This window comes from Indolivaga capnocytophagoides DSM 22835 (assembly GCF_000426485.1).
GTDB classification, from domain to species: Bacteria; Bacteroidota; Bacteroidia; order Bacteroidales; family Dysgonomonadaceae; genus Dysgonomonas_A; species Dysgonomonas_A capnocytophagoides.
Window position 1 is genome coordinate 196,933 of the sequence record NZ_AUFL01000009.1, and the last position, 20,132, is coordinate 217,064.

Below are 20,132 nucleotides of genomic sequence, written 5' to 3' on the forward strand. Positions count from 1 at the left end.
AACTATTTAACAAAAATTCAGATTAATAATCTTTTTAAGCCAAAAAGATGTAATATCAGAGACTACAAGTCCTGAATAATAAAAATGACTATTATTTGCCTAATTTTTACAATAAAAACCAAGATTAGTATATTTGATTTATTTTTTTCATCATATACCTTAGCTGTTATGAATAATTTTATCTATACAGAAAAAGCTCCTTAAAAATCGTTGCCTTTTTATCAGTTACAAGTTATGAGAAAAGGAAACAATCGAAAAAAAATGAATTTGGCATATAACCTTTGTTACCTTTTGAGGTTAAATAACTGATTAACATCACATATAGAAGGTAACCCAGCTATAAAAGCACCAATCAATATGAACAGATACTCAATCATAATATTCATTATACTCTTACTTCCGGTATTTATACCGAAAGCAAACTCTCAGAATTACACCAATTTTCAATTTAAGAAAATAGGTGTGGACACGGGCTTATCCGAAAGTTCGGTATATTGTGTGCTGCAAGACACAAAAGGATTTATGTGGTTCGGAACAAAAGACGGACTTAATCGGTATGACGGCAGCAAATTCCGTACATTCCGATATAGTAAAGACAATACACATTCTATAGGAAACAACTTTATCCGCAGTATCGCTCAAGTCAATGACAATACAATATATCTGGGAACGGATGCCGGAGTATATATGATGAATACATACGACGAAACTTTCACCAAACTAACAACTGCAACAAAAGAACAGATCCGGATGACCAGTGCAATAAACTCTCTGCTTGTAGACAAAGACGGCTTTGTGTGGATAGGCAGTATGCATCAGGGTATTTTCAGATATGATCCCAAACGACATATTCTCCAAAGGATTCCCGTATTAAAAACCAATCTGGATGGGAGTTCAGTCTGGACTATTTATCAAGACAAATCGGGGACAATCTGGGCAGGTTCACGTATGGGACTCCTTAGGTACAACAAAGATATATATCAATTCGAATCGGTAAAAGGGTTATTTGACAGTAAGAGCGAAACCGAATACGAAACCCTATCAATATATGAAGACGACAAAGGCAACCTTTGGCTGGGAACATGGGATCATGGTCTGAAGCTTTACAATAAGCAAGATAACGGCTTGCAGTCGTTTTTTACAAAGAGCTCACCGACTTACATAACCCATATACGGACTCTGTTTCGTTATTCCGAACACAATATCCTGGTTGGGTCTGACGACGGACTGTATCTGCTCGATATAAACAATTACAATTATTACCGGATAGATATTCCCCAGCTACACCACAGCCTGAGTGACCAGAACATATATTCTATATCCAAAGACACGGAAGGCGGTTTATGGATCGGAACATATTTCGGCGGGATCAACTATCTCACACCTTCAATATCCAGTATCGAAACATATTACCCTGACAGATATCCGGGAACCCTTTCGGGAAAAGCTGTCAGCCAATTTTGTGAAGATCCGCAAGGTAATATATGGATCGCAACGGAAGATGGAGGTATTAATTACTTTAATGTAACAACCAAACGTATAACCCAGCCGCTACAGACGAGTTATCACAATACGCATGCTTTACTTCTGGACGGCGATAATCTGATGATCGGAACATTCTCGAGAGGCATTGACATTTATAATACAAAAACCAAAAGCATCAAAAATCTGCGAAATTCGATATCGGATGCAAATACTCTCGATAATGACTGTATCTTCTCGTTATATAAAACACGCAACGGAACCATTTATGCTGGCTCAACAATGGGGCTTAATCTCTTTCATAAAGAATCGAATTCATTTACACGGGTCAACGAAGTACCCGGATTCATTTATGATATGAAAGAAGACGACTATTCCAACCTATGGATAGCAACATACGGAACCGGCGTTATCAGATACAATTACGAAAGCAAGAAATGGACATATTATGACCAGATCCTAAAAGGCAATGATCCGATTGTCGGCAGTAAGCTCACAGGCATCTATATAGACAGCCAGAAGCGTCTGCTTTTTTCGAGCGAAGGCCGGGGTATATTTTTGTATGATTACAGAACCGACCGTTTTTCGAATATTTCAGAATCAAATAAACTCCCCAACAATGTTGTCTACGGTATTCTCGACGATCATTTCGGAAACCTATGGCTCAGCTGTAATAAAGGACTGGTATGCACTAACACCGCTAATCCCGAACAATATAAACTGTATACAAAAGAAGATGGTTTACAGAGTAATCAGTTTAACTTCAAGTCGAGCTATAAATCGAGAGACGGCAAACTCTATTTCGGAGGAGTAAACGGATTTAGCTGCTTTTACCCTCAAGATCTGATCAATATAAAGAATCCTATTATTCCTCCTGTCGAAATAACCCGGATAAATATACTCGGGGACACAAACGAACAGTTGGCTCAAGAGCTCCAGACTAAATTGAACATGAAGCAGAAAATCGAATTGAGATACAATCAGGCATCTTTTACAATCTCGTTTGTCAGCTTAAGCTACATCTCTCAAAACAAGAACCAGTATGCGTATAAACTCGAAGGAGTAGACAATGACTGGAACTATGTCGGCAATACTCAAAATGTAACCTATGTAAATCTACCTCCCGGAGAATACACCTTCAAGGTAAAAGCGTCTAATAATGACAATATATGGAACAACGAAGGGACTTCGGTATCAATAAAGATACTGCCACCATTCTGGCTATCGATACCCGCTCTCATTGTTTACACTCTTCTCGTCCTTCTTAGCATATACGGAACTATAAATTATTTCATCCGTAAAAACAAGAATAAGCAAAAGCACTATCTTGAGAGTATAAAGAATGAGCAGGAGACATTGGCATTCAAGTCCAAAATAGAGTTTTTCACTAATATTGCCCATGAGATCAGAACTCCTCTAAGTCTGATCAACGCTCCATTGGAAGAAATTATCAATACCAACAACAGCGAAAACAATACCAAACAGAACCTCGAGATCATAGAAAAGAACTGTGAACGGCTAAATATTCTGATCAATCAACTCCTTGATTTCAGGAACGTAAGTCCCAGCCAATATATCATCAATGCCGAAAAACTGAATCTCAATAAATTTCTGACAGAACTGTATGACCGCTTCAAAAAGACTATCCAAAAGAAGAATATCGAGTTCAACCTGTCTTTGCCTCCATCAAATGTAAATACCAATGTGACATTTGATGCTGATGCCCTGACCAAGATAATAGACAATCTGCTTACAAATGCATTAAAATACACATCCAACAGAATCGATCTGAAACTAATACCTAATACAGACAATTCATTCCATGTCTTAGTCGTAGATAACGGAAAAGGAATTTCCGATAACAATAAGCAACTCATATTCGATCCTTTTTATCAGATATCGAAAGAAGACAAAAACATCGGATACGGCATCGGGTTATCACTTGTCAAATTTCTTTCTGATAAATTAGGATGCCAGATCAGGGTATCCGATAATTCGGGTGGCGGCTCGATATTCACATTTACCGTTCGGGATATACAAATCGATAATACTCCGGATAAGCCGGAAACTAAAGATCAGAACGATCAAACTTCCGGAACATTAAACAGGCAGAATGAACCCAAAAGCCGGTATACAATCCTTGTTGTTGACGACAATGCCGATATGTCTGCATACCTTAAAAAGTCCCTTGAGAATGAATACATAGTAAACATTGCAAATGATGTCAAAGAAGCCTTTCTCCTTCTTGATGGAGAACTTGTGTATGATCTCATTATCTCCGATATAATGATGCCTGAGATAGACGGCATAGCTTTCACCAAGAAACTAAAGGAAGACATAAACTACAGTCACATTCCCTTGATACTCTTATCTGCTAAAACCGAAAACTGGACGAAAGTCGAAGGTCTACGGTCGGGAGCTGACGTATTTATCGAAAAGCCATTCTCTATGCTTTATATCAAAGCTCAGATATCGAGTATGCTCGAAAACAGGCGAAGTTTACTCGAAAACTTTAATAAAATGCCTTTTGCCTCCTATTCGTTACTGACTTCAAACAAGCGGGACGAAACATTCTTCAATAAAATAAACGAAGAAATAGAAAAGCATATATCCGAAGAAAACTTCTCGGTCGAATCCCTGTCGGAAATCTTAGGCATGAGCAGATCCAATCTACAGCGCAAGCTCAAAAGTATCTGCGGAGTAACTCCCGGTGATTATTTAAGGGATTACCGTCTGAAAAAAGCCTGTAAAATCTTATTAGAGACTGACCTCCGTATCAACGAGGTTGCCTTTATGGTCGGATTTAACTCGGCGTCTTATTTTACCAAAGCATTTATTAAAAGTTACGGAATGTCACCCAAAGAGTTTATAAAAGAGAATCTGGGTTCACCTTCTTCTTAAGTAGCAGAACGTATTTAATGACATATTTTCAAGTAATAACAGACCGTTACTTTTATACTTGCGAAGTCAATAAATAGGTCTGAGACCTTAGAATCGGTCTGAGGAAATCCGTCCTTCGAAATAGACATTCCATGTATCTTTGGCGTAACCGTCCCTCATGTATTGGAATGACGAAGACGAAGCCCCTTTGACTTCCATTCCCCTATAATATACTCTCCAGGTATCCTTGGCGTAGCCGCCACCAAGGTATTCGAAAGAAGATGAAGAAGCATCCTCTATCTTTTGCCCTTTATAGAAGACAGTCCAGGTATCCTTTGTATAATTGCCTCCCAGATTTTTTGTAGATGACGATGACGAACCATCTACTTTTTCACCCCGATAAAAGGTATTCCAGGCATCTTTGGCATAACCGTCACGCATGCACTGAAAAGAAGATGATGAAGCATCACTAATTTTCCTCCCCTTATAGAAAACGCTCCAAGGATCTTTACCATAGCCATCATCCAGATACTCAAATGACGATGCCGAAGCTTCTTCAACCTTCTGTCCCCGATAGAAGACAGTCCATGAATCTTTACTATATCCGCCGCCCAACGGTTTCACCGATGAACTTTTATCATAAACCTCTCCTCGGTAATACGTTCTCCATGAGTCTTTGGCATAACCGTCCTCCATACATTGAAAAGATGATGATGAAGCATTCTCGACCTGCCATCCCCGATAAAATACCCGCCACGAGTCTTTGGCATAGCCATCACCCAGATATACAAACGAAGAAGCAGAAGCATCTTTCAATTCCTTTCCTTTATAATATACACGGGCTCCATCTTTAGCATAGCCACCACCCAAAACGGTTGCACCATGTATGACCCGTTCAGGCTGCTGCATCTCTATCTTTACTACATTACCTGTATTAGCCGACAATACGCATGGCATGATCAATAATAATCCGGAAATATAAAAGGATACTATCTTTCCCATAATATGCTTATTTAAATTTTTAAGGTCAAAACCTATTTATTGATTAAAGCAACAATCTGTTATTACTTGAAAATACGTCATTAAATACGTTCATTTATGTATGCTGCTTAACTTAAACTCAAATATAATATCTTATCCTTAAAAGGTAACAAAAGTTACTCTTAACTTGTACTTTTTATTGTTACTTTATTCTCTCATTAATGCATTAGCATATTGACTCATCACCTGTCGAGTGTGGGATCGTAAGCATCAAAGGCTGTCTCCGCCTCCGGGGAATCAGACTTGACTTTGAGTGCTTTTCGTCTTTCTTTCATTTCTTCTTCCGTGAAATTACCACTGCCATTGTCTTGTAAGAATTGAAGTTGATCCGCTGCCTCTTGATTCAGAACTATGATTTCCCACGGTACACGAATATTTTCTACCTTCTCTTCAATTTCTCCCTCTTTAGCCATCGCCATTTTCAAGGTCTTTTCGTCTGCTGAATATTCTTTCATGGTTACCGTTTTTCCGGTCAGATATATCTCACCACAATCGTCTACGGCATATTTATAACGGGTTGTAGTTACGGTATAGCCGTTCTCTAATCTTTGTTTAAGGATTTTTCGGGCTTTTTGAGCCAACCTTTCGTCACGACCTGCACGGGCATCATCTATCATTTCCTTGAAATCGGAGTACTTTCGTACCCACTGATAAAATGTTTTACGGCTGATGCTGTACATCGCGCAGATTTCACTCAATGTATATTCATCCTGTTCTATTGCGTCTGCTATTTTCTTGCCTAGTTGTTCTGTGTATTTTGCCATAATTATAAAGTGTTTTTTCCTTATAGATAAAATTTCAGAAAACAGGCTGGTATCTCATTTGCAATCCGTAAAAAAATATTCTTTAAGATTATACTTTCAGGTTTCGCTATTTCCTAACGCACCCTTTCGGGGTTTATTTTTCATTTTTCCTTGATGCAAAACGAAACAAAAATCAAGATTGCGTCTTCATCCCGAGGGTCACAGACCCTTTTATTACCAGGTACCACCTAGTTCCTCGAAAGCTAAGACAAATAAACATGATTATCGCTGATATCTATTTGTCTTTTAACGCTTTCTTCGTGCAGCGGGCACCCCGGGTTTCCGCCGATGTCGAGAGCCTGACGGGGGCACATACCCTTTTGTTGGGTGGCGAAAGCGAAAGCGTGCGTCAGCCTACAACCTTACACGGCAAGATCACACCACGATGATTGAAAATTCTTGCGATACTGTGCCGGACTTATTTCCAGCAGGCTGAGAAACTGGCGGCGAAGATTCTCGGCTGTTTTCAAGCCGCAACAATCGGCTATTTCATCCAGAGACATTTGTGTTTCAATCAAATGCTGACAAGCATTATCTACTCTAAGGCGATTTATATATTTCGCAGGAGTTATTCGCAGCTCACGAACAAAAACACGAGCAAAATTGCGAGGACTCATGGCTGCATATTCAGCCAGATCCTCAACAACGAGGTCTTCCCGCAAATGTTCCAATATCCATTCACAAACCCGGCGGATAGCAGGATTTCCGATCTTTTTACAATCCATATAAGTATTGAATTGTGACTGATTGCCCGGACGCTTCAAGAACAGAACCAGCCAACGGGCAACATGCAATGCAAATGCCTGTCCCAGATCCTCTTCAATTAAAGCCAAAGCCAAATCCATACCTGAAGTAATACCCGCGGCAGTGTACATTTTTCCGTCTTTGATAAAAATACGGGCTATTTGCACATCTATCTCAGGATACATCAGGCTCAATTCTTCATTCTTTGACCAGTGGGCTGTAGCTTTTTTACCATTAAGCAGTCCGGTCTCAGCAAGAACAAACGCACCCGAACAAACCGAACAGATCCGGCGTATAGAACCCGACTTAAGCCTCAGCCATTCGATCATCTTTTCTTTCGATTCGTCTCCCATATATCGAGCCAATCCTGTGACTATAAGGGTATCTACAGGATAGTCGATTTCCTCATAACTGCCCTCACTCAGAATGGATAATCCCGAAGAAGATTCAATCATTTTTTCCTGTCCCATCGACACTACATGAGTTTCATATCTGAAATTCACTTTCTTACGTACAATATCAAATTGTTCGATAGACTTAGCGAACACTTCCAGAGGCCCGACTGTTGTTAATAATGTAGAACCCGCAGGAACGAGTATTACAATATGCTTAGTTTCTATTCTCCTATCCATAATCTTTTCTATTTCAACACTTAAATATATATATTAAATTTTAGGACATAAGCACAATTGGCAGAAATTGCATATTTTTTGTCATTTCAGACAACAATTATATAATGTACCTTTGTTGAACAAAAAAAAATTAAGAGTCTGTTTAAATTTTATAGCTAAGCTTTTTTATAGCAGTTGTGAGATGGATTTTTTGCTTTGTTTTTACAGGTTTAGCGGGCTAAACCAAGAAGACAAAGAGAAAAATAGACTCACAAGAGCAGAAAAAAGCAGCTAAGAATTAGGTTGAAGAGCCTTTAATGATAATTTTCGCTGAAATTTAAACAAGCTCTAAGTAACAGCAAGTATTTAATGACATATTTAAAGTTTATAACAGACTATGACTTTTATACTTACCAAAATAATAAAAAAGGTCTGAGACCTTAAGATGTTTAATCTAAAAACCAATTCATTATGAAAGCAATTAAAGTAGGTATTAATGGTTTTGGACGTATCGGACGTTTAGTATTTCGTGCTGCTCAAAGCAGGAACGATATACAAATAGTAGGAATAAATGATTTGCTCGATGTAGAATATATCGCATACATGTTAAAATACGATAGTATTCACGGACAGTTTACAGGAGAGATCAGCACCAAAGACGGTAAACTGATAGTTAATGGCAACGAAATACGTATTACAGCAGAAAAAGATCCGGCAAACCTGAAATGGAATGAAATAGAAGCCGAATATATTGTCGAATCAACAGGCTTATTCCTTATAAAAGAAAAAGCGCAGGGACATATTGAAGCAGGAGCTAAATATGTAGTTATGTCAGGTCCATCTAAAGACGACACACCGATGTTTGTTCCGGGTGTAAATGATGATAAATATACAAAAGGAACTCAAATCATTTCCAACGCATCATGTACAACCAACTGTCTGGCATTAGTAGCTAAAGTTCTGAATGATAAATTCGGGATAGAAGAAGCTCTGATGAGTACCATTCACTCTACAACCGCAACACAGAAAACGGTAGACGGGCCATCCATGAAAGACTGGCGTGGAGGACGTGCCGCATCCGGAAATATTATTCCATCAACAACAGGAGCCGCAAAAGCCGTAGGTAAAGTCATACCTGAATTGAATGGAAAAGTAACCGGAATGTCATTCAGAGTACCAACTCTCGATGTGTCAGTAGTTGACCTGACAGCCCGCCTGTCAAAGGAAACTACTTATGCCGAAATCTGTAAAGCAATGAAAGAAGCATCCGAAGGTTCGCTAAAAGGTTATCTCGCCTATACTGCCGACGATGTGGTATCATCTGATATGATAGGAAACTCCAATACCGCCATCTTCGACGAAAAAGCAGGAATACAGATCAGTCCTACTTTTGTAAAAGTAGTCGCATGGTACGATAACGAATGGGGATTCTCTTGTAAAGTTCTTGATTCCATTGCTACCATGAAACGGATAAACGGATAAAAGATTCTTTTGCTCTTAACCAATAGGGGATTATATAAACAAAATATAGTCCCCTTTTTGTATCTTTACAAACAACCTGTAAACTCAAGCAAAATGATCACCCAGAAATCGACTATTCCGGATTCTTCTATTCTCAGAAAACAAAATGAACCTTTCAATTATATAGATTCTTTTTCTACATGTTTTTCGGATCCGGACAACGAGTATGGCATTAACGAAATCATGAAACTATTTATAACATGCGGGCCTGGTTGGGCAGGATGGCTAATGAGCCTAAGAGACAAAATAGTAAAACCATTTGGACTCAAAACATCCGAAGACACTCTACCTCAACAATCTGAAAATTATGAGCCGGGCAGCCAACACGGCATTTTCAAAATATTCGATAAGACGGATAATGAAATCATTTTAGGAGAGAATGATAAACACCTCAATTTCAAAGTGTCTTTATTGTTAGATCCTGATACCAATCCCGATAATAAAAGAATAAGCATAACAACGGTCGTAAGATTCAATAACTTATTGGGGAAAGCTTATTTTCTTCCGGTAAAGCCCTTTCACAAGCTAATAGTAAAAGGTTCGTTAGAAAATATAATAGAGCAGATCAGGAAAAAATAGGGCAAGTGTATTATAAAAGCTGCAAGGCAATCTCGGCGCAAGCCTCAGCGTCAGCTAATGCATGATGATGGTTAGTTAGTATATATCCGCAGTCGGCTGCAACTGTCTGCAATTGATGGTTGGGTAGATACTTCAACAAACGGCGGGAAGCTGCCAACGTACAGTAAAAACGATAATCGGGATAATCCATTCCGTAAGTTCTGAATGCCGCCTTCAGACACGACTCATCAAAGCCTTTATTGTGAGCGACAAGGGGCAAACCTTCGATAAGGGGTTGCACTTCTGTCCAGACTTTCGAAAACACAGCCTCATCTTTTGTATCTTCGTAGGTCAACCCATGTACCATACTGTTCCCGTATTTATAATAATTGGGTTCGGGTTGTATCAAACGATAAAAACGATCCGAAATATGCCCATCTTTCACAACTACAACTCCCACACTGCAAATACTGCACATCTGTTCGTTGGCCGTTTCGAAATCTATGGCTGCAAAATCACGTAACATAAACTATTTTAAACTTTTCTTATATTCTATAATTACCCCAAAATCCGAAAGTTGTTCATCCTTACGGATATCCAGAATCAAAGGGATTAATTTTCCGATAGGAGTTGTATTTCGAAAATCTGCTTTTAAAGACTCATCAATACTCAAATTAAAAATACCATCACGGGTCTTTTCTGTAAAATAAAAACTCACCTTTATATATGTTTCCCAGAGCGACAGCCACAAAATAGTCTTTTTCTTATAGACAAACTTACACAGCCAGGCTTTGCCATCTTTGTAATACCTCCATTCGGGCTGCAAATCCAAATCGGATTGAGTTATTTCCATCAAATGAAGATAAACTCCATAAAGTTCTTTACTCAAAACAGCCTCTAAAACAGGCAATACGGGCTCAATATTTTCGTCCCTGAACAACTGTAACGCTTTTTCCGGTGACATACGATCTAAGGTTTAAATTACACATCCGCAACAAGTACAAATGTAAAGACAAGGAATCAGATCAACAAATCTTCTTTTTCCGAAAAACCGCGACATAGGGTTGTCACTACCCCACCCTACATTTGCTCTCGTTAATTATATAAAGACATAAAAACAAAAAAAAGGTATGAAACTAAAAATTCACTTGGTATTTCCGGGAACATGCAAAGAGGCATTGACATTTTACAGTACAACTCTGAATGGAAAGATAGATTTTGTTTTCCATAAAAAAGACGAAGAAGACTCCATTGTGGCCGATGCTGATAAAGATCGCATCTCTCATATGGTTATCAAGACCCCTCATTTCGAGCTTGCAGGAGAAGATGCCAATTCGGATCAGGAAGTGATCGCAGGCAATAATAACAAGCTGGTTCTGGTATTTCAGGAAGTTACCGAATGTAAAAGGGTTTTCGACATTTTCGCTCAAAACGGAACGGTTACCATGCCTTTCGAAAAAACTTTTTTCTGCGATGGTATAGGAGAAATCACCGACAAATACGGTATACCGTGGCTTATTATGGTTACTGACGAAGGTTATTCTGCATAAGCAAGATTATAAAAAAATTTGAAACCTTAAGATCGGGCAGAAAGTATTTATCTTGTTTACTGACAAGTAATAAAAAGGTCTGAGACCTTGCTTTCTGCCGAATCTTATATTTATATTTGTCTCAAATATCTACTTATGAACAGAATAGACCGATTATCGGCAATACTCGTTATGCTGCAATCATCCGTCGGAGTAAAACCCAAGCAGATTACCCAACGCTTCGGGATAGGCATCCGTACAATGTACCGGGATATCAAAGCATTGGAAGAAGCCGGAATCCCGATTGCTGGAGACTCCCGTTCGGGCTATTCACTCGTAGACGGATTTAAACTTCCCCCATTGATGTTTACACAGGAAGAAGCTTTCGCATTTTTAGCGGCCGAAAGGCTTGTCGATAAATTCACAGATGCTGGATTACGCAAAGGCTATCAATCGGGTGTCAGCAAGATCAGAGCAGTAATGCGTCTGTCCGAAAAGGAAACTATCAGCTCAATAGATGATAAAATCGGGCATCTCGATTTCAATACACCTCTATACCTGTCGTCCCAAGACCGATTGCAACTGTTACTGGACAGCATCTCAAAACATGAAAAAATAGAACTCAGCTACCTCTCCCACAGCAAACACGAAGAAACGGTGCGGATAGTCGACCCTATCGGAATATTCTTTTCGATGGCCAATTGGTATTTTATAGCTTTTTGCAATGAAAGACTCGATTACAGAACATTTAAAGTAAATCGGATTAAATTGATCAAACCGACAGGGCTCCCGATAAAAAAAGAACATCCTCCTTTGGATTCATTCTTAAAAGACCTCAAAGATCAGACCGATTTACACAAAGCGGTCATCTGTGTCAAGACTGATGACCTGCCTCATATCGATGACAGCAAATACTATCAAGGTCTGGTATCTGAAACTCAGAAAGAAAAGATAACCGAACTGCATTTCATGACTTTCTCATTAGAGCGGTTGGCTCGCTGGTACTTATCATACATGGACATAGCCCTGATCACTTACCCTGAAGAATTAAAGACCATTGCAGCCCAAATCATACAAAGGCATTACGAATCGCAATAACCTCTTACATATCAACGAGATTCGATCACTCGATCAATATTCAAGCGTGATTTTGGTGTTATTGATGGCTGGTTGCTATCTTCAGGATTCCTGTATCCGATAGCAACTGCAAATAACGGTTTATAACCGGATTCATCTAAAATTTTAGTATATCCGTCTATATCAATCCCCTCCATCGGAGTAGAATCTATATCCATAGAAGCACAAGCTGCAAGAAAAAATCCCAAAGAAAGATATACCTGATGTGCCATCCATGATTTAACAGCACTTTCGGGCTGGGGTTTCAGATTCTTGTTATAATAACCGACAGATCCTTCCGGAAGGTTTTCTTCTATCTGCGTTTCAAATTTCGAGATATCATCTATCACACTGAATATCACCAAATGGCTGGCGTCTTTTACCTTGTGTTCATTAAAAAAAGATACTTCCGCATATTTTGCTTTCAGGGCTTTGTCGGAAACGAATGTGAATTTCCAAGGCTGACTGTCTATGGACGAAGGACTAAGCCTTAGTATTTCTTTTAATTGTTGAATCTTTTCTTCCGAAATTTTCAACTCCGGATTATACTTTTTCGTTGTGTAGCGGCTCTTTGATAAATCTAAAAAGTTCATATCTGATAATTTTTAATTAAACTATACTATTTATAGTTGCAAACATAAGTATAGTATTTTATCTTTGCAAGAACGGTCAAAAATGATAGTATAATGTATTGCATCGACAACAAAGAATTCCCATGCAGCACGAGTCTGGCTATGAGATACATAGGAGGCAAGTGGAAAACTGTGATATTAATTCATCTTATCGAAAAAAAACGATACAGCGAATTAAGAAAAGACATACCGATGGTAACAGAACGTACTCTTAGTCTCCAATTAAAAGAACTGGAAGAAGACGGTCTGATAATAAGAACGGTACACACCAGCAAACCTCCGCTGAAAGTCGATTATGAACTATCCGAATTCGGTAAAACCCTCATCCCCCTTTTGTATGCTATATCAGAGTGGGGAAAGAAAGCAGCTGATATACACAGTAAAGTAACTATCGAAGGATAAAAGTAAATTTAACTTATTCTATTTTAATATATTTTATCATACAACAGTGCAACTTTTATTAAACTTTATTCATCTTAGAAATAAGTAGTATAATTAATAAACACACTAGATATTAGAACTATGAAGACGTTTCGATTTATTTTAATGATCATGAGTGTCACATACATTTCCATGACCTTTCAATCTTGTCTGGATGATGATAATAACTGGGATCTCCGTTATCCCAACGCATTGGTGACTGTAAAGCCGATCAATGACAACTCATTCTTTCTGCAGTTAGATGACAGTACAACACTATTGCCTACAAATATGAAATCTCTTCCTTTCGGAAACAAAGAGACCAGAGCCCTTGTCAACTACAGCGAAACAAACGATCAGAAAGAAGGCTACAGCAAGGCTGTTTATATCAATTGGATAGACAGTATACTTACTAAACCTATTGCTCCCGATTTGGGTGCAACTAAAAATGACAGCATATATGGCACCGATCCCGTGGAAATAATTAACGACTGGGTGACAATCGCAGAAGACGGCTATCTGACCCTCCGTTTCAGAACGGTGTACGGAAACCTCAGTAAATCTCATTTAGTCAACCTAATAAGCACTTCAAATCCGGAGAATCCTTACGAAGTCGAATTCAGACACAATGCGTATGGCGATACTTACGGGGTTGAAGGAGACGGTTTGGTGGCTTTCAACCTGAACACCCTTCCTGACACGAAAGGAAAAACTGTAAAGCTAAAACTGAAATGGAAATCATTCAGTGGAGACAAATCGACTGAGTTTAACTATTGTACAAGAAAATCAACAACACCTGCTAAAGCATCTATAACTGCTCAACGCAGCGTGTTAACGTTAAAATAATTGCATATTACTTCATATAAGAAAAGGAAACCAGATGGTTTCCTTTTTTATTTTAGATCAATACCTGTACTTTCTGAAATCAGATAAACTGTTCAAAACCATCGGCATATTTCGAAGGTATAAACTCGATAACATCGTATTCAGCAATCTCATTTATATAGAACGGGTCGGCTTTCATTATATCCAAAGCCGCATCTTTGGTTTCGACTTTACAAATAATAACACCTCCGGTACGAGGTTCTCTCCTCCCCGAAGCGATAAAATTTCCGGCTTTATAGTTCAGGTCTAAATAGACACAATGTTCCTCCAAATATTTTTCAACTTCCGACAACGGTTTCTTATAAGTCAAAGTAAAAATAAACATAACAGTTAAGTTTTAAAGATAAATGCAAAGGAAGACTTTACTCTCCTATTCTCTATCAAACTTAGTATTATAATTTCATATCATAAAACTTAAAGACAACAAAAGCAAGGACTACCCATAAATACTAGATAATAAAACACTTACAATCACCATAAGATTCCTTTTTCACAATAAACTTTATATTCGAAAGACATACCACCAGCAACAACAATGAGAGGATAAAATTATCACTTTATTTGTGTAAGTTTGTCTTTCGGAGATATCTTCACCAAGATAAGGCATTGATAATAAAACATAACATTATATTATTAACTTAAAAGAAACACAAATGAGATTATGTAAAATCATTCTGCTGATGAGCATTATAACAATATGCTGTTTTTCGGGTTCATTACACGGACAAAGCGGATACAAAAATCCCGTGATACCGGGGTTTAATCCCGATCCGAGTGTGTGCAGAGTAGGCGATAATTTCTATCTGGTAACCTCTTCCTTCGAATATTTTCCGGGATTACCTATTTATCAGAGTAAAGACCTCATAAACTGGAAACAAATAGGTCATTGCCTGACCCGTGATTCTCAACTTCCGCTGCATCAGGTGCCCTCATCGGGAGGATTGTTTGCTCCATCACTGCGGTATCACGATGGTCTATTTTATGTCATTTGCACGAATGTTTCGGCAGGCGGCAATTTCTATTGTACAGCCACAGACCCTGCCGGTCCTTGGAGCGAACCGATCTGGGTAGACATAAAAAGTATCGATCCCGACATCTTTTGGGACGAAAACGGCAAATCTTATTTTGTGACACAAGGAGATGAAGGCATCCGTGTAACCGAAATAGATATCAAAACAGGAAAAGTTATAGGACCCGAAACTCTTGTTTGGGGCGGTATAGGAGGACGTTTTCCCGAAGCTCCCCACATTTATAAAAAAGATGGATATTATTATCTCTTATTAGGAGAAGGAGGTACGGAATATATGCACAGTGCTACAATAGGACGCAGCAAAAATATTTACGGGCCTTACGAATCATGCCCGCTGAATCCGATACTCACACATGCCAACAGAAAAGGGCAGTCGAACCCCATACAGGGTGTCGGACACGCCGACCTTGTTCAAGCCAAAGACGGATCGTGGTGGATGGTCTTTCTTGGTTTTCGAGTGACTCACCAATGGGCATATTATCATATCTTAGGACGGGAGACATTTCTGGCTCCTGTGGACTGGCCTAAAAACGGATGGCCGCAGGTAAACGGAAACGGAACTGTTTCTCTAAATATGGAAGTTCCGACATTGCCGCTTTTTCCGGTCGAAAAAGCACCTGAAAGAACTGATTTCAACGGAGACAAACTCGGGTTTGAATGGCAGTACCTCAGAAATCCCATAAAAGACAACTATTCATTGACGGAAAAGAAAGGGTACTTAAGGATCAGTTCGTCACCTTATACTTTAGATCAAACAGAATCTGTATCTATGATTTGCAGAAGACAGACCGAACACGATTTCACAGCTTCTACCCTGCTAATGTTGGATTCGTCGACAGATAATGAAGAAGCAGGAATGACTCTGATACAAAATAATACACATCATTATGATTTTATATTGAAGAAGTCCGGCAAAGAGTTTATTGTTCAGTTACGTGTCCGCCTTGGATCTCAGTCATACATTGCAGCCGAAGAAAAAGTATCAGGTAATCAGATACAGATGAAAATAACAGGTACCCCTTCTCAATACTCCTTTTATATATCAGACCCGAAAAGTTCAAAAGAAAAAGAACTCGGTCGGTTAGATACCCGTTATCTAAGTACTGAGGTCGCAGGAGGATTTACGGGAGTAATGATCGGGTTATATACTTCATCCAACGGTAAATCAAGCAAAGCCAAAGCTTATTTCGATTGGTTTGACTACCGTTTATAACAAAGAATTGTCTCTCGATTTAAATAACATGGCAAAGGCTTAATCTGACAGATTAAGCCTTTACTTTTACCACATCCAATACATCATGACCGATATTTACAGCAATCAGGTAAAGCATCATACGCTGCCTGATCCGCTTTATCTTTGTCTGTATCATGTCCGGCTTTAGCAATAGCCTTGCTGATAGCATCAACCGAAGTCTGGGCAGGATCGAAATTCAGATGAAGTTCCTTTTTATCCACATCCCAATGTGCCATAGAAACTCCTTTCACGCTTTTAGCTGCAGTTTCTATACGTTCTTGACACATTTCGCACTTGCCTTGTACCCCCAGCATAGCATGTTCTTCCCCTTTTGCGGTTTCCATTGAAGCGGTTTCCTGTTCAGCTTGTTTTTCTGTTTTTCCCTGACCGCATGCGGCAAACAGGAAAGTTCCTAAAATCATTGTTACAATAAAAATCTTTTTCATTTTCGTCTTAATTTAAACATTCTTATAAAGTTATTATTATCTGTATTTACAACAAGATGGCAGCGCATTATATGTTGCATTATCTGCCTTATATTTATCAGTATCGTGTCCGGCTTTAGCCACAGCTTTGCTTATAGCATCAACTGAAGTCTGAGCAGGATCAAAATTCAGATGCAATTGCTTGGTTTTCTGATCCCAATTAGCAGAAGATACACCTTTCACCGACTTTGCAGCCTTCTCTATACGGTCTTTGCATATCTCGCATTTCCCCTGCACCAAAATCATCGTATGAGTTGATTTCTCTGATGCTTTTGAAGACATACCACCCGACATCGACGACATCTCATGATGTGCATGTTCATCCATCTTCATTCCGCCGGCATTCATATTATGCCCTTCATGCCCTGTTACGGGACGGGATGATTCTTCATTCATCATACTGCGCTTACCCTCTAACTGTGCACTTGCATCAATAGAGAACACCCCGTTGGTAACAATTTCATCCCCGTCATTTATCCCTGCAACAACCACATAAGAATCACCCAAAGATGGCCCTAATTCTATCTGCCTCAACATAAATGCAGGGGTCTCTGTTCTAGGCTGCTTTACATAAACAATAGAACGTTTACCCGTCCACAAAACGGCAGACTTAGGTATCACGATCTGATTATTATATTGCTTCAGCGGCGATTTAATAACAGCATTGGCATACATCTCAGGTTTTAACTGCATACCGGGATTAGCAGTTTCGATACGTACCTTGACTGTACGTGTCACCGGATCTAATATAGGATTAATAAAAGCAATATTTCCAGACAATGTTTTTCCGGGTAATGCCTGAAGTGTATATTCAAGTTTATCCCCTACCTTTAAGAAAGGAAGATCCGACTCGTAAGCATCAAACATAACCCATACTCTCGAAAAGTTGGCAACGTCAAACAATACATTTCCCTGATTAACATAATCTCCCTGACTTACTTTCTTACCTACGACAACACCACTTGTGGTTGCTTTTATATCCACATAGGGCGAAACATTTCCCGAATGCTCTATCCTCGAAATCTGGTCATCGGTAAGTTTCCATAGCCTGAGCTTTTCTCTTGCCGCCTGTAATAATACAGGCTGGACAGACTGCATTTTCGCTGCCTCAAGTAATTCCTGCTGCGCACTCAATAACTCGGGCGAATAAATAGTGGCAATAGTCTGTCCCTGATGCACGCTTTCTCCGGTAAAATTCACAAACAGCTTTTCTATACGCCCGTTGACATGAGAAGTCTGAGATTGAGATAAACGTTCGTCAGCCTGTACTGTTCCATAGAGTCTCACTTCTTTCACCGGATTTTGTTTACTAACTACAGTCGTTTGTATATTCGCCAAGGCTACCGCCTCTTTCGACATTTGTATGGCATCCGGATCAACAGCTGTACCTCCCGATCCCGTGGTCTTCAACGGAATCAAATCCATTCCGCAGATAGGGCATTTACCCGGTTTATCCATTTTTATCTGTGGGTGCATTGCGCATGTCCATATTTGCTTTCCATTTTCGGCGGTAGTCGCCTCATGGCTATGTTCCGAATGATCTGCAGCCTGCATGCCCTTAGAACCTCCCGAAAAAATCAGCCATCCTAAGAGAATTCCAACTAAGAGGATAAGCCCGTATCTTATATAATTATTTCTGAACACTTCCTTTATTTTATTCGTATCCATAATATGTAGTTATTTTATTGTTCTGTATCTTTTTTCGATGAAATTAATTTCTCAATAGAAGCGACCATTGTATTATAGCTAGCTATCGACTCGGCTCCTTTCAACTTATAGTCGAGGAGCTGCCTTTGTACCTGTATCACATTGGTAAGATCACTTTTTCCCGAAACAAACTCCTGCACAATCAGATTGTACGTTGTTTTGGCTAGCTCTTCCTGCTTTTTATACAAATCTACCTTACGGCCTGCATCGTCCAATAAATGTTTGGTCTTATACAATTCAGCTTCCAAAGCATTGCGGGTGTTATCGTATTTTTCACGGCTCGACTGCCACCACAATTTACTCTCCCTTTGCTGAGCTTTGTATTTGTTTCGGTACAGGGGAATACTGACAGATACCATCGGCATGATCATATCTTTACCATTCATATCACCCATCACAAGCATAGACTCATCCGTCTTTTTATTAAGCATATACTGTACTCCTATCCCGAACATCGGATAACTCATTTTTTTGTCCATCTCTCCTTTTGCTTTGTAAGCCAGTCCCTCCTCGGTTATCATGCCAAGCATCGGATTCTGGTTTTCAATTTTAGCCATTACAGACTCTCCATCGAAAAGATAAGGAGTTTGCTTAAACGATTCGGGAATCTCAACTTCGGTTTCGACATCCCGATTCAACAAAGTATTAAACTTCGCTTTTTCGGCTTTTATCTCCGACTGCAAACTGGCTATATTATTATCTATTTCCACTATTTCCAATTGAACGCGCAATACGTCCGACATACCCGGAGAAGAGGAAGACATTCCTGCCGAACCTCCACCCATAGACGACATACCCTGCGGAGAAGATTTTGCGGAGACATTACCGCTTCCTCCCATCGAGGACATTCCCGACATACCACCTCCGGACACACCAGAAACATTATTGGCAGTGGATGATATCGGTGATGAAAGCGAATACCCCGATGATGAACCAGATACAGGTGATGAGAATTTACGAATAGCTAACTCTTCAAGTTGAGTCAGCAAAGCTCGGTTCTCCCGATTATTATTCAGTTGCTGCTGGAGGCTGCATAAGATATACCACTGTGTATAAATATCCAGATAAAGATTATCTCTTGTTTCCCTGAATTTTTCGAAAGACATTCTGGCCATATGAGCAGCCTCCGTTTGTGCAGCTTTTTTGGTTCCGAACCAAGTAAACATCTGCATCAGCTTAAATTCGGCAACCTGCTTTCCGCCTATAATATCCATAGGTTCGAGAAAGAAACCCATCTCTAGATTAGGATCCTGATAAGCCCCTGCCTGCGGTATTTTCTGCAAGGATGCTTTATACGCCAAAAAGTCGGCCTTCACTCCGGGATTATTTTGTGCTCCGATTTGCAGATAATAGTTCAATGAATCTGTCGCCTGCCCGAATGCACTGGCAACGGATATGACCATTATAAGTAATACTGCTAAGTATTTGAATCTGATATATTTCATAATCTTCGT

General features: G+C 39.3%; 18 protein-coding genes. 8 read left to right on the forward strand and 10 right to left on the reverse strand.

All coding sequences use genetic code 11. The features are described 5' to 3' along the window. The first annotated feature begins 357 nt into the window (after positions 1-357). Complete coding sequence (locus K322_RS0104865; RefSeq protein WP_026625871.1) at positions 358-4,383, forward strand: hybrid sensor histidine kinase/response regulator transcription factor; 4,026 nt, start codon at positions 358-360, stop codon at positions 4,381-4,383. An 87-nt stretch (positions 4,384-4,470) separates the two neighbouring features. On the opposite strand, the gene K322_RS20140 is transcribed toward K322_RS0104865, so the two are convergent. From K322_RS20140 to K322_RS0104880, 3 genes are all read right to left on the reverse strand, one after another. Beyond that, complete coding sequence (locus K322_RS20140) at positions 4,471-5,364, reverse strand: DKNYY domain-containing protein (RefSeq protein ID WP_051290641.1); 894 nt, start codon at positions 5,362-5,364, stop codon at positions 4,471-4,473. A 221-nt stretch (positions 5,365-5,585) separates the two neighbouring features. Then, the gene (locus K322_RS0104875) at positions 5,586-6,167 is read right to left on the reverse strand and encodes a terminase small subunit-like protein (protein ID WP_026625872.1); all 582 of its coding nucleotides are present in this window, start codon (positions 6,165-6,167) and stop codon (positions 5,586-5,588) included. Positions 6,168-6,568: 401 nt separating this feature from the next. Next, entirely contained in the window at positions 6,569-7,582 is a 1,014-nt protein-coding gene (locus K322_RS0104880) for a GlxA family transcriptional regulator (protein ID WP_026625873.1), read from the reverse strand. 450 nt (positions 7,583-8,032) lie between these two features. Between K322_RS0104880 and gap the strand changes: the two genes are divergently transcribed. Further along, a complete protein-coding gene (gene gap / locus K322_RS0104885) occupies positions 8,033-9,043 on the forward strand; it encodes a type I glyceraldehyde-3-phosphate dehydrogenase (RefSeq protein WP_026625874.1) in 1,011 nt (336 codons plus the stop codon). Between the two features lie 93 nt (positions 9,044-9,136). After that, complete coding sequence (locus K322_RS0104890; RefSeq protein WP_026625875.1) at positions 9,137-9,661, forward strand: DUF2867 domain-containing protein; 525 nt, start codon at positions 9,137-9,139, stop codon at positions 9,659-9,661. A 10-nt stretch (positions 9,662-9,671) separates the two neighbouring features. On the opposite strand, the gene K322_RS0104895 is transcribed toward K322_RS0104890, so the two are convergent. Both K322_RS0104895 and K322_RS0104900 read right to left on the reverse strand, forming a co-directional pair. Then, positions 9,672-10,166 carry a 3'-5' exonuclease gene (locus K322_RS0104895; protein WP_026625876.1) on the reverse strand — a complete coding sequence of 165 codons (495 nt, stop codon included), beginning with the start codon at positions 10,164-10,166 and terminating at the stop codon, positions 9,672-9,674. 3 nt (positions 10,167-10,169) lie between these two features. Next, positions 10,170-10,604, reverse strand: coding sequence for a DUF3788 family protein (locus K322_RS0104900; RefSeq protein WP_026625877.1), 435 nt, complete (start codon positions 10,602-10,604; stop codon positions 10,170-10,172). 166 nt (positions 10,605-10,770) lie between these two features. Between K322_RS0104900 and K322_RS20145 the strand changes: the two genes are divergently transcribed. Together K322_RS20145 and K322_RS18615 are read left to right on the forward strand one after the other, a co-directional pair. After that, a complete protein-coding gene (locus K322_RS20145; protein WP_026625878.1) occupies positions 10,771-11,190 on the forward strand; it encodes a VOC family protein in 420 nt (139 codons plus the stop codon). A 135-nt stretch (positions 11,191-11,325) separates the two neighbouring features. Next, positions 11,326-12,267 (forward strand): helix-turn-helix transcriptional regulator, encoded by a 942-nt coding sequence (locus K322_RS18615; protein WP_051290642.1) that lies wholly within the window; start codon positions 11,326-11,328, stop codon positions 12,265-12,267. An 11-nt stretch (positions 12,268-12,278) separates the two neighbouring features. Here K322_RS18615 and K322_RS0104915 read toward each other — a convergent pair whose 3' ends face one another. Next, positions 12,279-12,878 (reverse strand): nitroreductase family protein, encoded by a 600-nt coding sequence (locus tag K322_RS0104915; RefSeq protein WP_026625879.1) that lies wholly within the window; start codon positions 12,876-12,878, stop codon positions 12,279-12,281. 93 nt (positions 12,879-12,971) lie between these two features. On the opposite strand from K322_RS0104915, the gene K322_RS0104920 reads away from it, so the two are divergent. Together K322_RS0104920 and K322_RS0104925 are read left to right on the forward strand one after the other, a co-directional pair. Then, positions 12,972-13,319 carry a winged helix-turn-helix transcriptional regulator gene (locus K322_RS0104920; RefSeq protein ID WP_026625880.1) on the forward strand — a complete coding sequence of 116 codons (348 nt, stop codon included), beginning with the start codon at positions 12,972-12,974 and terminating at the stop codon, positions 13,317-13,319. A 120-nt stretch (positions 13,320-13,439) separates the two neighbouring features. Continuing rightward, on the forward strand, positions 13,440-14,183 hold the full coding sequence (locus K322_RS0104925) for a NigD1/NigD2 family lipoprotein (RefSeq protein ID WP_026625881.1): 744 nt from the start codon (positions 13,440-13,442) through the stop codon (positions 14,181-14,183). Between the two features lie 79 nt (positions 14,184-14,262). Here K322_RS0104925 and K322_RS0104930 read toward each other — a convergent pair whose 3' ends face one another. Next, positions 14,263-14,547: a YciI family protein gene (locus tag K322_RS0104930; RefSeq protein ID WP_026625882.1), complete on the reverse strand. Its 285-nt coding sequence runs from the start codon at positions 14,545-14,547 to the stop codon at positions 14,263-14,265. A gap of 328 nt (positions 14,548-14,875) precedes the next feature. Here K322_RS0104930 and K322_RS0104935 point away from each other — a divergent pair, with 328 nt between their 5' ends. Beyond that, on the forward strand, positions 14,876-16,465 hold the full coding sequence (locus K322_RS0104935) for a glycoside hydrolase family 43 protein (RefSeq protein WP_035331344.1): 1,590 nt from the start codon (positions 14,876-14,878) through the stop codon (positions 16,463-16,465). A gap of 83 nt (positions 16,466-16,548) precedes the next feature. On the opposite strand, the gene K322_RS0104940 is transcribed toward K322_RS0104935, so the two are convergent. The 3 genes from K322_RS0104940 to K322_RS0104950 are packed head-to-tail and all read right to left on the reverse strand — an operon-like array spanning position 16,549 to position 20,123. After that, positions 16,549-16,932: a heavy-metal-associated domain-containing protein gene (locus K322_RS0104940; protein ID WP_026625884.1), complete on the reverse strand. Its 384-nt coding sequence runs from the start codon at positions 16,930-16,932 to the stop codon at positions 16,549-16,551. Between the two features lie 36 nt (positions 16,933-16,968). Continuing rightward, positions 16,969-18,639 carry an efflux RND transporter periplasmic adaptor subunit gene (locus K322_RS0104945; RefSeq protein WP_026625885.1) on the reverse strand — a complete coding sequence of 557 codons (1,671 nt, stop codon included), beginning with the start codon at positions 18,637-18,639 and terminating at the stop codon, positions 16,969-16,971. Positions 18,640-18,653: 14 nt separating this feature from the next. After that, the gene (locus tag K322_RS0104950) at positions 18,654-20,123 is read right to left on the reverse strand and encodes a TolC family protein (RefSeq protein WP_026625886.1); all 1,470 of its coding nucleotides are present in this window, start codon (positions 20,121-20,123) and stop codon (positions 18,654-18,656) included. Positions 20,124-20,132 lie beyond the last annotated feature (9 nt).

Excerpts from the sequence above, each read along its gene's own strand:
- K322_RS0104865 (WP_026625871.1), top strand. The coding sequence starts at position 358 with ATGAACAGATACTCAATCATAATATTCATTATACTCTTACTTCCGGTA.
- K322_RS20140 (WP_051290641.1), bottom strand. The coding sequence starts at position 5,364 with ATGGGAAAGATAGTATCCTTTTATATTTCCGGATTATTATTGATCATG.
- K322_RS0104875 (WP_026625872.1), bottom strand. The coding sequence starts at position 6,167 with ATGGCAAAATACACAGAACAACTAGGCAAGAAAATAGCAGACGCAATA.
- K322_RS0104880 (WP_026625873.1), bottom strand. The coding sequence starts at position 7,582 with ATGGATAGGAGAATAGAAACTAAGCATATTGTAATACTCGTTCCTGCG.
- gap (WP_026625874.1), top strand. The coding sequence starts at position 8,033 with ATGAAAGCAATTAAAGTAGGTATTAATGGTTTTGGACGTATCGGACGT.
- K322_RS0104890 (WP_026625875.1), top strand. The coding sequence starts at position 9,137 with ATGATCACCCAGAAATCGACTATTCCGGATTCTTCTATTCTCAGAAAA.
- K322_RS0104895 (WP_026625876.1), bottom strand. The coding sequence starts at position 10,166 with ATGTTACGTGATTTTGCAGCCATAGATTTCGAAACGGCCAACGAACAG.
- K322_RS0104900 (WP_026625877.1), bottom strand. The coding sequence starts at position 10,604 with ATGTCACCGGAAAAAGCGTTACAGTTGTTCAGGGACGAAAATATTGAG.
- K322_RS20145 (WP_026625878.1), top strand. The coding sequence starts at position 10,771 with ATGAAACTAAAAATTCACTTGGTATTTCCGGGAACATGCAAAGAGGCA.
- K322_RS18615 (WP_051290642.1), top strand. The coding sequence starts at position 11,326 with ATGAACAGAATAGACCGATTATCGGCAATACTCGTTATGCTGCAATCA.
- K322_RS0104915 (WP_026625879.1), bottom strand. The coding sequence starts at position 12,878 with ATGAACTTTTTAGATTTATCAAAGAGCCGCTACACAACGAAAAAGTAT.
- K322_RS0104920 (WP_026625880.1), top strand. The coding sequence starts at position 12,972 with ATGTATTGCATCGACAACAAAGAATTCCCATGCAGCACGAGTCTGGCT.
- K322_RS0104925 (WP_026625881.1), top strand. The coding sequence starts at position 13,440 with ATGAAGACGTTTCGATTTATTTTAATGATCATGAGTGTCACATACATT.
- K322_RS0104930 (WP_026625882.1), bottom strand. The coding sequence starts at position 14,547 with ATGTTTATTTTTACTTTGACTTATAAGAAACCGTTGTCGGAAGTTGAA.
- K322_RS0104935 (WP_035331344.1), top strand. The coding sequence starts at position 14,876 with ATGAGATTATGTAAAATCATTCTGCTGATGAGCATTATAACAATATGC.
- K322_RS0104940 (WP_026625884.1), bottom strand. The coding sequence starts at position 16,932 with ATGAAAAAGATTTTTATTGTAACAATGATTTTAGGAACTTTCCTGTTT.
- K322_RS0104945 (WP_026625885.1), bottom strand. The coding sequence starts at position 18,639 with ATGGATACGAATAAAATAAAGGAAGTGTTCAGAAATAATTATATAAGA.
- K322_RS0104950 (WP_026625886.1), bottom strand. The coding sequence starts at position 20,123 with ATGAAATATATCAGATTCAAATACTTAGCAGTATTACTTATAATGGTC.